General features: G+C 37.8%; 10 protein-coding genes. 9 read left to right on the plus strand and 1 reads right to left on the minus strand.

What is annotated here, in order from left to right:
• The first annotated feature begins 76 nt into the window (after positions 1–76).
• On the plus strand, positions 77–466 hold the full coding sequence (locus BN988_RS00415; protein ID WP_036572134.1) for an FxsA family protein: 390 nt from the start codon (positions 77–79) through the stop codon (positions 464–466).
• Between the two features lie 7 nt (positions 467–473).
• Here the strand turns inward: BN988_RS00415 and ytvI are convergent, their stop codons facing one another.
• Entirely contained in the window at positions 474–1,583 is a 1,110-nt protein-coding gene (gene ytvI / locus BN988_RS00420; protein WP_036572135.1) for a sporulation integral membrane protein YtvI, read from the minus strand.
• Between the two features lie 282 nt (positions 1,584–1,865).
• Between ytvI and citZ the strand changes: the two genes are divergently transcribed.
• The 8 genes from citZ (at position 1,866) to mutM (ending at position 12,471) form a co-directional block, all read left to right on the plus strand.
• The gene (citZ, locus tag BN988_RS00425; RefSeq protein WP_036572138.1) at positions 1,866–2,981 is read left to right on the plus strand and encodes a citrate synthase; all 1,116 of its coding nucleotides are present in this window, start codon (positions 1,866–1,868) and stop codon (positions 2,979–2,981) included.
• Between the two features lie 74 nt (positions 2,982–3,055).
• The gene (gene icd / locus BN988_RS00430; RefSeq protein WP_036572140.1) at positions 3,056–4,327 is read left to right on the plus strand and encodes an NADP-dependent isocitrate dehydrogenase; all 1,272 of its coding nucleotides are present in this window, start codon (positions 3,056–3,058) and stop codon (positions 4,325–4,327) included.
• Between the two features lie 341 nt (positions 4,328–4,668).
• On the plus strand, positions 4,669–5,607 hold the full coding sequence (gene mdh / locus BN988_RS00435; protein ID WP_036572141.1) for a malate dehydrogenase: 939 nt from the start codon (positions 4,669–4,671) through the stop codon (positions 5,605–5,607).
• Between the two features lie 212 nt (positions 5,608–5,819).
• Complete coding sequence (locus BN988_RS00440) at positions 5,820–6,296, plus strand: MaoC family dehydratase (RefSeq protein WP_036572143.1); 477 nt, start codon at positions 5,820–5,822, stop codon at positions 6,294–6,296.
• Positions 6,297–6,597: 301 nt separating this feature from the next.
• Positions 6,598–7,293 (plus strand): response regulator transcription factor, encoded by a 696-nt coding sequence (locus BN988_RS00445; protein WP_036572145.1) that lies wholly within the window; start codon positions 6,598–6,600, stop codon positions 7,291–7,293.
• Positions 7,290–8,666 (plus strand): two-component system histidine kinase PnpS, encoded by a 1,377-nt coding sequence (pnpS, locus tag BN988_RS00450; RefSeq protein WP_036572147.1) that lies wholly within the window; start codon positions 7,290–7,292, stop codon positions 8,664–8,666. Before BN988_RS00445 ends, pnpS begins: the two co-directional genes overlap by 4 nt.
• 319 nt (positions 8,667–8,985) lie before the next feature.
• Positions 8,986–11,625, plus strand: coding sequence for a DNA polymerase I (gene polA, locus BN988_RS00455; RefSeq protein ID WP_036572149.1), 2,640 nt, complete (start codon positions 8,986–8,988; stop codon positions 11,623–11,625).
• A 15-nt stretch (positions 11,626–11,640) separates the two neighbouring features.
• Positions 11,641–12,471: a DNA-formamidopyrimidine glycosylase gene (mutM, locus tag BN988_RS00460; RefSeq protein WP_036572151.1), complete on the plus strand. Its 831-nt coding sequence runs from the start codon at positions 11,641–11,643 to the stop codon at positions 12,469–12,471.
• Positions 12,472–12,482 lie beyond the last annotated feature (11 nt).

Genomic DNA, 12,482 nt, shown 5'->3' on the forward strand with positions numbered 1-12,482 from the left:
TCCGTAAGAAAAAAGAAGGGAGACCTTCTTTTTTTCTTATATTTTAAATTAAATTTATTTAAAGGGAGGTACTGATATGCGCTGGTTGTTACTTAGCATGCTCCTATTATCTGGGTTGGAAATAGGAATGTTTATTTGGGTAGGTGGAATGATTGGGCCATGGTGGGTGGCACTCTTGATAATCCTTACTGGAATTATTGGTGTTTCACTTGCTAAGCAGCAAGGGGTTGAAACATGGAACAAAGCGCAACTCTCTATGCGTAATGGATCAGCCCCTACTCCTTATATCATTGATGGTATTTGTATTTTAATTGGTGGGATTTTTCTTTTCACACCTGGTTTTATTACAGACATCGCCGGTTTTATTCTCGTTATCCCATATACAAGAGCACCGTTCAAAGCTTACATCGGCAAACTTATTACGAAGATGATGAGTAAGAACACCATTATTTATCGCAAATGGTAGTGGTAGGTTATCCTTTCACTATAAATTGCCATATCTTCTGAGGTATTTCGGCTTTGTAAAACGCGTTAACAAGAATTAATAGTACAGGCGCAATAAGGAAGCCAAGCATGCCAAGCATTTGTACACCAACAAACAAGATAATAAGTGCTGCAAGCGGGTGTAACCCAATACTAGAAGCCAGTACTTTCGGTTCTAGGATCTGTCGTAAAATGACGATAATCATATAAATAACAATCAGGCCAATCGTCAGTGGGAAATTACCTGTCATATAAAGATAGAGAATCCAAGGGATAAATAGGATGCCTGTCCCAACATATGGCAAGAGATCCACACATGCTGCCAAGAAGGCAATGGTCAGTGGATGATCAACTTGCAGTACGATTAGGCCGATAAGTATGACAATAAATGTAATGAAGATAAGTGTAACCTGCGCCTTTATATACCCTGCAGTAGCTTTTTTTAGTTGAATCATAATTCGTTGTCCTGAACTATTAATACGAGCTGGAAGAAGGGATTTCATTTTCGTATTTAATAAATCCCAGTCATTTGTAATGATAAAAGAAGCCAAAACGATGAAAATAATAATGGTAACCGAATTTGGAAGTGTGCTGACAAAGGCAGGTATGGATAACAGTAGCTGTTGCAGAAATTCTGCAGCGGCTATTGCCATATTATTTGCAAAATCTGTAACTTTTTCTTTAATTGAAATTTGCTGATCTTCGTCTAATGTGTGAATAAGTGAAGCTAACTTCTGATAAAAGGGTAATAGATAGCTGTTCGTAAGATGGTCCAGTATCTGTGTGCCTTTTGCAAAGTAACCGGGGATTTTATCTGCAATAGATATGACACCATTAATAATTTCATTTACAATAAAAAAGATAAAGCTAATAAACGTAAAAAAGGCAGCAACGATGACTGTCAATGTTGCCGCAATCCGAGGAAATTTAAAACGATTTTGTAAAAAAGTCACAGCTGGATGCATACCCAGTGACAGCATTATGGCAATAATTAGTGGATAGATGAATTTGGCAGTATAATGAAACACTAAGAAAATAACTGTACATAGTAAGATGACAATAAATAAGCGCAACAGTTGATAAGAAAGCTGCTTGTACATAAAACGACCCCATTCATTAAAATAATGACGTATACTTTTTATTTATGCTTGTAAGTGAAGGTTTAGACTTACCAGTTTAGGGCGATTTTGAAAGGTGTAATGTAAGGAAAAAATTTACTTTTTTTAAAATTAATCTGTAATTTAATCGGTTTCAATTCACATTACATTCGAAATACTTTATAATTACCCTTGGGGATGGCAATATGAAACTATGAATATATTGTCGATTTTTAAATGGTCCTAATTGAATGGAACAATTAATAGAAAAAGGAGAGGTTTTCAATGACAACAACGAAAGGGCTTGAAGGCGTTGTAGCAACACAATCTTCCATAAGCTCCATCATCGATGATCAACTAACATATGTCGGTTACAAAATCGATGACTTGGCGGAAAATTCCAGCTTTGAAGAAGTAATTTATCTATTATGGAATCAAAAACTACCAAATAAGTCAGAGTTAGATGCTTTCAAAAAAGAGATAGCAGAAAATATGTCGTTGCCAGATGCAGTTATTTCTCATTTGCGTTCTTATGACCTGTCTACCGTTCATCCAATGGCAGCTTTACGTACAGCGGTTTCTTTACTTGGTCTGTATGATGAAGAAGCAGATGTTATGGATGAAGTGGCTAACAAACGGAAAGCGTTACGAATTCAAGCTAAGATATCAACAATTGTAACTGCTTTCGCAAGAATTCGTCAGGGTAAGGAGCCAGTACAGCCTAAGCATGACTATAATTATGCTGAAAATATTTTATATATGCTGAATGGCAAGGAACCAGAAGCAATCGAAGTTGAAGCGATAAATAAAGCGTTAGTTCTTCACGCAGACCATGAGCTTAATGCTTCTACTTTTACCGCCAGAGTGTGTGTCGCAACATTATCTGACGTTTATTCAGGCATTACGGCAGCAATCGGCGCATTAAAAGGGCCATTACATGGTGGAGCAAATGAACGAGTTATGCAAATGCTTACAGAGATCGGCGAAGAAGAAAATGCGATCCCTTACATTAAAAAAATGTTAGATAACAAAGAAAAAATTATGGGGATGGGGCACCGCGTCTACCGTGATGGTGACCCACGTGCTAAATTCTTGAAGGAAATGTCCAGACAGCTTACAGAGCTTACAGGACAATCTAAATGGTACAATATGTCGGTCGAGATTGAAGACTATATTAAAGAGACAAAAGGTCTTCCTGCAAATGTAGATTTCTATTCTGCTAGTGTTTACCATAGCTTGGGAATCGACCATGACCTGTTTACACCAATCTTCGCAGTGAGTCGTACATCAGGATGGCTTGCCCATATTCTTGAGCAATACTCAAATAACCGACTGATTCGTCCACGTGCTGAGTACAATGGACCAAGATCACCTAAATACGTTTCAATTGAAGAAAGATAAAAGAGATAGTTAGACACAGATAACGGGGAATGCGTTATACTAGAATCGAGAAAAGAAACAGGAGGTTTTTAACAATGACACAAGGAACAAAAATTACAGTTGAAAACGGAAAAATGAATGTCCCAGACGTTCCAGTAATTCCTTTTATTGAAGGAGATGGAACTGGCCCGGATATTTGGGCTGCAGCTAGCAGTGTAATTGAGGCTGCTGTTGAGAAGGCTTACAATGGCACGAAGAAAATAGAATGGTTAGAAGTATTTGCTGGTCAAAAAGCATTCGACCAGACAGGGGAATGGCTGCCAAAGGATACTCTTGATAAAATCAATGAATACAAAATTGCAATTAAAGGACCGCTTACTACACCAATTGGTGGTGGTATTCGTTCATTAAACGTTGCTTTACGTCAAGAGCTTGACTTATTCACATGCTTGCGTCCTGTACGATATTTTGAAGGTGTACCATCTCCAGTTAAACGACCAGAAGATGTAGATATGGTTATCTTCCGTGAAAATACAGAAGATATCTATGCAGGGATTGAATGGCAAAAAGGTTCAGATGATGTTAAAAAGGTTATTGAATTCCTTAAAAATGAGATGAATGTAAGCAACATTCGCTTCCCTGAAACGTCTGGTATTGGTGTGAAGCCAGTATCTGAAGAGGGTACAAAACGCCTAGTACGTTCAAGTATTGAATATGCACTGAATGAAGGACGTAAGAGTGTTACTTTAGTACATAAAGGTAACATTATGAAATTTACAGAAGGTGCTTTTAAAGCATGGGGATATGAAGTAGCTGAAGAAGAATTTGGTGATAAAGTCTTCACTTGGGCTGAATATGATCGCATTGTAGAAAAAGATGGAAAAGATGCTGCAAATAAAGCACAGGACGAAGCTTTAGCATCAGGCAAAATCTTAGTTAAGGATTCAATTGCCGACATTTTCTTACAACAGATTTTGACTAGACCGAAAGAATTTGATGTTGTAGCTACAATGAATCTTAATGGTGACTATATTTCAGATGCCCTTGCAGCACAGGTTGGTGGAATTGGTATTGCACCAGGAGCAAACATTAATTACGATACAGGGCATGCTATTTTTGAAGCTACTCACGGTACAGCACCTAAATATGCAGGACTGGACAAAGTAAATCCATCATCTGTTATCCTATCTGCAGTATTAATGCTTGAACACCTAGAGTGGAGAGAAGCAGCGGACTTAATTACGAAGGCTATGGATAAAACAATTGCATCCAAAGTAGTTACGTACGATTTTGCTCGACTTATGGATGGAGCAAAAGAAGTTAAATGTTCAGAGTTTGGTCAAGAACTTATTAAAAACATGAACTAATTATAAGCTATAGAATCTCTGAGTTCGGGACATTACAAAAAGTATTAGTCAAGAGAAGGACGATAGCTAGAATAAGCGTAAGAAATATACGGAGACTCCTTGAAAATCAAAAATCGATTTTCTGCGTGCGATACAATGCTGTCGAAGTCTTCCTTGTCCTATGGGAGGAAGGCCTAGGCGAGACCCCGGAATGCAGAGCATCCGGAGGCTCACCAGCCGCCCATGGAAAGCGGAGTATATTTCTGAGGCGATTTTCCAAAGGCTAATCTTTTAGATTTATCTTTTGCGTAAATACGTTTGTCCCGTCCTCACTGCAAATATTGTAAAAGGGGGACGTTAAAATGGCTATTAAAAGAAGTAAAATATCAGTAATCGGATCAGGCTTCACTGGAGCAACAACTGCTTTAATGTTAGCACAAAAAGAATTGGGCGATGTCGTGCTTGTTGATATTCCAAACATGGAGGATCCGACAAAAGGAAAAGCATTGGACATGCTTGAAGCAAGTCCAGTACAAGGTTTTGATGCGAAGATTACAGGTACGTCTAATTATGAGGAAACTAAAGATTCCGATCTTGTCATCATTACAGCTGGGATTGCTAGAAAACCAGGCATGAGTCGTGACGATTTAGTTAATACAAATGCTAAAATAATGAAGACTGTAGCCAAGGAAGTCGTTAAATATTCTCCTGATACCTTTATCGTAGTGTTAACAAATCCTGTTGACGCCATGACGTATACTATATTTAAAGAATCTGGATTGCCAAAAGAACGCGTAATTGGTCAATCTGGTGTATTGGACACAGCTCGTTTCCGTACATTTGTGGCCCAAGAATTAAATCTTTCTGTTAAAGACATAACAGGATTTGTATTAGGTGGCCATGGTGATGACATGGTTCCATTAATCCGTTATTCGTACGCAGGAGGAATTCCGTTAGAAAAGCTTATTTCCAAAGAGCGCCTTGATGCCATTGTAGAACGTACACGCAAAGGCGGGGGAGAAATTGTAGGCCTTCTGGGTAATGGAAGTGCTTATTATGCTCCTGCTGCTTCCCTAACCGTTATGGCGGAAGCAATTCTTAAGGATCAACGTCGTGTTATACCATCTATTGCTTACTTAGAAGGAGAGTATGGTTACAGCGATATTTACTTAGGAGTGCCAACAGTGCTTGGTGGAAAAGGTATTGAAGAAATCATTGAACTTGATTTAACTGAAGAAGAAAGAACTGCGCTTGATAAATCAGCAGATTCAGTTAAAAATGTCCTAAGTATATTGGGATAATTATGAAAGCCCTCTGCAGTTTCCAAATTGCGGAGGGTTTTTTTATGATTATTTTTACGATGAAGACTTTCTTTCATCTAGGTGAACAAATTCCTGATTGTATTTTTGTTATTTGCTTCCCCCTTTAGTACCTAGGCGCTTTGCATTTGTTCTGGTAAAGTAAGGTAAGGTTTGATATAATAGAAAGCGCTTACAATACGGAGGTGGTTGCAATGTTAGGGAAGAAAAGAAAGCTTGGCATGACGTTGAAGGATATACAGATAGGGGAAACGTATACGGCAATCAAAGTTATTGAGGACAAAGAGTTATTGCTCTATCTAGGATTAACAAATGATGCGAACCCATTATATATTCAGCATGATTATGCTTCACAGACTCCATATAAAGCCCCAATTGTTCCGTCAGTCTTGCTGTTTGGGATGGTATCCTCCATCGTATCAATGCATCTACCTGGTCCAGGTAGCCATATTACACAGCATGAGATGGCTTTTCCAAAGCCAGTTCTACACCAGACTGAAGTAAGGTTTAACTTAGAAGTAATTGCTATAGATGAAAAAGATCATACTGTTTCAATTAATGTTACAGGGTACGATGTGGATGGAGATAAGGTTATCATTGGAAAGTTGCAAGTTTGCCCGCCATATAAACCAAATTCGTTAACCGCAACATCCTTGAAAAACTTTTTCTGATCAAGAAAAATACTTATTGAGCCAAGTCGAACGGGCAACATGACGTTCGACATTTTCTTTTTAAAGAGGTTGTAAAGGGGGAAGTTTTGGGTCTGTGGTATGCGAGTTTTGCTCTTCATTCTTTCGCTATCTTAAGATGTATTGTTTCTAGATCCCCATTTTTAGACTGTTTTTTGTAAATTTTAGTTAACAAAGTTTTTAATATGTTCACATTGTCACCTATTCATTGTAAGATGAGGGTAGGTCGAACGTAATTAAATGGTAATAGATACGATATTCTCTAGAGAAATGGGGATTTTGAATGAAACAGAATATACTTATTGTAGATGATGAGAAGTCCATTGTGACACTTCTTAATTTCAATATTGAGAAAGCAGGATTTCAGACAGATGTAGCATATGATGGAGCCGAAGCGATTAAAAAGGCTGAGGCAAATGACTATGATTTAATCATTCTTGATCTCATGCTTCCGGAAATGGATGGGATGGAGGTATGCAAGTATCTCCGTAATAACAAAATTGATACACCTATCCTCATGCTCACTGCTAAAGATGAAGAGTTTGATAAAGTACTTGGTCTTGAATTAGGCGCTGATGATTATTTGACTAAACCGTTTAGTCCTAAAGAAGTAATTGCCAGAATGAAAGCTATCCTAAGACGATCTAACAAGGTAAGCAAATCAACCTATTCCTCTTTAAAAATAGGGGAACTAATTGTCTACCCTGAGCGGTATGAAGCTGAAATTGCTGATAGGGTCATAACATTTACAAGAAAAGAATTTGAATTACTCCATTATCTGGCGAACAATAAAGGAAAGGTAATTTCACGTGATCAACTGTTGAGTGGTGTTTGGGATTATGATTTTGTTGGAGATACAAGAATAGTAGATGTCCATGTATCACATTTACGAGATAAAATCGAACCGGACACCAAAAAACCTAAATATATTAAAACAGTTCGCGGTCTCGGGTATAAATTGGAGGAGCCTACTACATGAAAGCACTCTTTAAAAAACCACTAGCTACTTATTTATTTGGCATTTTCATTGTGGTTTTCGCCACAGGACTTGTCCTGTACCAAATTGTTGATAACATAGTTATTTTAGGGTCTGTTCTGCTAACCCAGTTTATAATTTTAACATTATTTTTAATGCATCTTTATGAACGTTACATACGTCCGATAAAGAAAGCAACACGTACCATTGAGGAAATAGTGAAGGGAAACTACCGTGCTAGATTCCATCATCCTAGCAATGATAGCATTGGTTTATTAAGTGCAAAAATAAATTCCCTTGCTCGGAATATTGGGGAGTTCGCCAGGCACGAGAAGATGCAATCGGAGCAATTATCAACTGTGATTGATAATACGCAAAGTGGTCTTATTCTAGTAGATGCAAAAGGGTATATTCATTTTGTTAACCGGAAATTCATCCACATCTTTGGTGGTGTACCAAAAGATTATAAGGGACACCTATATTACGATATATTAGAAAATGAAATTATTCATGAAACGGTACAAAAGACATTCTTATATGAAAAAAACGTAAAAGAAGCGTTTACCCACTTTAAAGGCATTGATAAAATCTATTTGGAAATTGTCGGTGCACCAATTTTTAATGAAAAAGGCATGCTGAAAGGTGCGGTATTAGTCATATATGATATTACAGAAATGAAAAAGCTGGAGTTAATGCGCAAGGACTTTGTTGCCAATGTTTCGCATGAACTGAAGACTCCTATTACATCGATTAAAGGGTTTGCGGAAACACTTTTGGATGGCACGATGGATGATAAAGAAGCTAGTAAGGAATTTCTCGGTATTATTTATAATGAGAGTGAACGTTTGCAATTACTAATTGAAGACCTCCTTATCTTATCTCGACTTGAAAAGGAAGATTTCCAGCTAGTATTATCTGAAATTAATTTAAAACAAGTTGTCGCAGAAGTGGCCATGTTAATGAAACATAAAATGGATAAAAAGAAGCTTTCGCTATCCGTTAATATTAGTGATGAAGCAATAATAAAAGCAGATAAAGAACGTTTAAAGCAAGTCATTATTAACCTTCTAGACAATGCGATCAATTATACCCCTGTCAATGGGCAGATCTGGATTAATGGTGAAAACACTAATGACAAGGTTATGATAGAAGTGAGGGATACAGGAATTGGGATAGCCCAAGAAGCATTGCCACGTATTTTTGAACGTTTTTACCGTGTTGACAAGGCGAGGAGCAGAGATACAGGTGGCACGGGGCTTGGTTTAGCTATTGTAAAACATATTGTGGAAGTCCATAGAGGGGATATTCAAATCAGTAGTGATCTAAACAAAGGCACAACGGTGTCTGTTACATTTAAAAAAGAACTGATCGATTAATATTTTGTATAGCATATGGAGAATGGAAGAGGGTGCCCCTTTTGGCTATAGGGTCATCTTCTTTCTTTTTATCTCGGTGCGACCGTCCGTAAGACCTCCACTTCAAAAACATGTGGTGAAACCGTTAGTTTTTAGTGGGAGTAAACGAACGCTAACACTCCGATTTCTTCAACTAACAATCAGTGGGGAAAGAATGCCCCCACTGATTGAAGTTTCACTTTCTATCCGGTGGCTCTATTCCTGTATATATTTTTTCACTTTCATGAAAGAGAATGATACTATAGGGGTAATGAAGATTCAGGAATGGAGGATTATTACGATGTCTGAAAAGCTTGTTTTAATAGATGGCAATAGTATTATATACCGCGCTTTTTTCGCACTTCCTTTGCTAAATAATGACAAAGGTGTTTATACAAATGCGGTGTATGGATTTACGACGATGCTACTTAGAATTCTGGAAGAAGAAAAACCAACACATATGCTTGTTGCGTTTGATGCAGGAAAAACGACGTTTCGTCACAAAACCTATAAAGAATACAAAGGCGGTCGGCAAAAAACGCCTTCAGAGTTATCAGAACAATTTCCCCTTTTAAAAGAAGTATTAGATGCCTTTCATATTCCTCATTATCAACTGGAAAACTATGAGGCAGATGATATCATCGGTACGCTTTCTAAAACAGCTGAGGAAAATAAATGGGATGTCACAGTTATTTCAGGGGACAAGGACTTATTACAACTTGTTTCTGATTCGGTAACTGTACGCCTAACGAAAAAAGGTATTAGTGAGGTAGAAGAGTATAATCCAGCCTTTTTAAAGGAAAAAATGGAGCTGCATCAGGATCAGATTATTGATTTAAAAGCACTTATGGGAGATAGCTCAGATAATATCCCCGGGATCCCTGGTGTGGGACAGAAAACCGCCACGAAATTGTTGAAGCAGTACAATACGTTAGAAGAGCTCTATAACCATGTGGATGAGGTAACTGGGAAGAAATTACAGGAAAAGCTGATTACATACAAAGACGATGCGTTTATGAGCAAAGAGCTTGTGACCATAGATCGCGAGTCTCCCATCACAATTAAGGTGGAGGACATTGCCTTTAATGGCTACCAACCAAGTGATGTTAGTGGAATTTTTAAAGAGCTAGGTTTCCAGTCATTGTTAGACAAACTTGAAGGAGATGTATCAGCAGAAGAACCAACAGAAACGGAATTGCAGGATATTGAATTTCAAATTGTTGAAGAAATTCATGAATCCATGTTTCTTGGAGATGAATCCATCGTTGTGGAAACACTTGGTGAAAATTATCACCAAACGGAAATCGAGGGCTTTGGGGTATTTAATCGCGAGCAAGCCTACTTTATCCCAACAGAAATTGCTTTATCTTCAGAAGCATTTAAAACATGGTTAGAAGACAGTAGTAAAAAGAAAGCAGTCTTTGATGCGAAAAAGACACTAGTAACACTCCTTCGAAATGGGATTCACATAAAAGGAATTACGTTTGATATGCTGCTTGCCTCTTATTTGCTGAATCCATCAGATAATAATCATGACATCCCTGCTATTGCAAATAGAATGGGAAAACAAGTTGTTCTCTTTGATGAGGAAGTTTACGGCAAAGGTGCGAAACAAAAGGTTCCAGAACAGGCAGTATTAGCAGAACACGTTGTTCGTAAAACAAAAGCATTGTTTGATTTAACAGAAAAAATGAATCAGCAGCTGATTGATAATGAACAGAAGGAATTATGTACAGAGTTAGAGATGCCACTTGCTTTAATTCTTGGTGAGATAGAACACTACGGTGTTGAGGTGGACGTTGAGAGACTTGAGGAAATGGGTATTGATTTGAAATCTAGACTAGCTGAATTAGAAAAAGAAGTACATGAGCTTGCAGGTGAAACCTTTAATCTTAACTCACCTAAGCAGTTGGGGCCTATTTTATTTGAAAAGTTACAGTTACCTGTTGTGAAGAAAACGAAGACAGGCTATTCAACTGCAGCAGATGTATTGGAAAAGCTAGAACATGAACATGAAATTATTCCAAAGTTACTTCTTTACCGTCAATTAGGTAAGCTTCAGTCTACGTATATCGAAGGATTGTTAAAAGTAGTAAATAAAGACACAAATAGAATTCATACACGCTTTAACCAGGCATTAACACAAACAGGCCGTTTAAGCTCAATTGACCCTAACCTGCAAAATATCCCGATTAGACTGGAAGAAGGCAGGAAAATTAGACAAGCTTTTATTCCTTCTAAGGAAGATTGGATCATGTTTGCAGCCGATTATTCACAGATTGAATTAAGGGTGCTAGCACATATAGCAAATGATGAGAAATTGGTGGCTGCCTTTAAAGAGGATTCCGATATTCATACGCAAACGGCAATGGATGTATTTCATGTAGAAAAAGACGAGGTTACCGGGAATATGCGGCGACAGGCCAAAGCGGTTAACTTCGGTATTGTATATGGAATTAGTGACTTCGGACTATCACAAAATCTAGGTATCACCCGCAAGGAAGCAAAAAAGTTTATTGAGCGTTATTTTGAGAGCTACCCTGGGGTTAAGGCTTATATGGACGAGATTATCCAAGAAGCAAAGCATCAAGGATATGTCACCACACTCATGAAGCGAAGAAGATATTTACCGGATATTACGAGCCGGAATTTTAATCTTCGTAGCTTTGCAGAAAGAACAGCAATGAATACACCAATTCAGGGTAGTGCAGCAGATATTATTAAGAAAGCCATGATTGACTTGCATGAAAGGCTTAAGGAAGAGAAGTTGCAGGCGCGTATCCTGTTACAGGTCCATGATGAATTAATTATTGAAGCTCCAAAAGAGGAATTAGACAAGTTAAAAGAAATAGTGCCGGAAATGATGGAAAAGACAGTGGATCTTATTGTTCCGTTGAAAGCAGATTATGCTTATGGTTCCAGCTGGTTCGACGCGAAGTAAGGAGAGACGAAAAACATGCCTGAATTACCTGAGGTAGAAACGATTAAAAATACGCTTAAACAATTGGTATTAAATAAAACAATTGAGCAGGTGGAGGTCTTCTGGCCCAATATTATAAAAGAACCAGATGATGTGCAGCAATTTCAAACATTACTAAATGGACAGACGATTTCGGATATAACAAGAAGAGGAAAGTTTTTACTTTTTCAGCTAGATGATTACGTTATGGTATCTCACCTTAGGATGGAAGGGAAATATAGTGTAGAGCCACCGGGGGAAGCGGTTAAAAAGCATACTCATGTAATCTTCCGTTTTACAAATGGCGAAGAACTTCGTTATAACGACGTTCGGAAGTTTGGTACAATGCATTTATATCAACGAGGCGAAGAGCTTCTTAATAAACCGTTGAATCAATTAGGTCCAGATCCATTTGATGCTACTTTTACATTTGATTACTTCTATCAAAAGTTGAAAAAAACAGAGCGGGTAATTAAGTCGGCCCTCTTAGACCAAACCATCGTTACAGGTCTTGGGAATATTTACGTAGATGAAACATTATATAAAGCTGGTGTCCATCCTTTAAAAAAAGCTAGTAAACTAACCAAAAAGGAAGTAAAGGCTATTCAGGAGCAAGCTATTGAAACATTAGCTGAGGCAGTCGAACTAGGTGGTACAACCATTCGTTCCTATGTAAATGGACAAGGGCAAATGGGAATGTTTCAACAGTCCCTATATGTATACGGACAAGAAAATAAACCTTGTAAGAAATGCGGTAAACCGATTATGAAGATGAAAGTTGGCGGCCGTGGTACGCATGTTTGTAGTACCTGCCAAAAAAATAATTGAGGTGGGAGAAT

The sequence above is a fragment of the Oceanobacillus picturae genome, from assembly GCF_000612865.1.
Classification (GTDB): domain Bacteria; phylum Bacillota; class Bacilli; order Bacillales; family Amphibacillaceae; genus Oceanobacillus_B; species Oceanobacillus_B jordanicus.

What these genes read in the sequence shown, in the direction of transcription:
- BN988_RS00415 (WP_036572134.1), top strand. Translation starts at nt 77, where the DNA reads ATGCGCTGGTTGTTACTTAGCATGCTCCTATTATCTGGGTTGGAAATA.
- ytvI (WP_036572135.1), bottom strand. Translation starts at nt 1,583, where the DNA reads ATGTACAAGCAGCTTTCTTATCAACTGTTGCGCTTATTTATTGTCATC.
- citZ (WP_036572138.1), top strand. Translation starts at nt 1,866, where the DNA reads ATGACAACAACGAAAGGGCTTGAAGGCGTTGTAGCAACACAATCTTCC.
- icd (WP_036572140.1), top strand. Translation starts at nt 3,056, where the DNA reads ATGACACAAGGAACAAAAATTACAGTTGAAAACGGAAAAATGAATGTC.
- mdh (WP_036572141.1), top strand. Translation starts at nt 4,669, where the DNA reads ATGGCTATTAAAAGAAGTAAAATATCAGTAATCGGATCAGGCTTCACT.
- BN988_RS00440 (WP_036572143.1), top strand. Translation starts at nt 5,820, where the DNA reads ATGTTAGGGAAGAAAAGAAAGCTTGGCATGACGTTGAAGGATATACAG.
- BN988_RS00445 (WP_036572145.1), top strand. Translation starts at nt 6,598, where the DNA reads ATGAAACAGAATATACTTATTGTAGATGATGAGAAGTCCATTGTGACA.
- pnpS (WP_036572147.1), top strand. Translation starts at nt 7,290, where the DNA reads ATGAAAGCACTCTTTAAAAAACCACTAGCTACTTATTTATTTGGCATT.
- polA (WP_036572149.1), top strand. Translation starts at nt 8,986, where the DNA reads ATGTCTGAAAAGCTTGTTTTAATAGATGGCAATAGTATTATATACCGC.
- mutM (WP_036572151.1), top strand. Translation starts at nt 11,641, where the DNA reads ATGCCTGAATTACCTGAGGTAGAAACGATTAAAAATACGCTTAAACAA.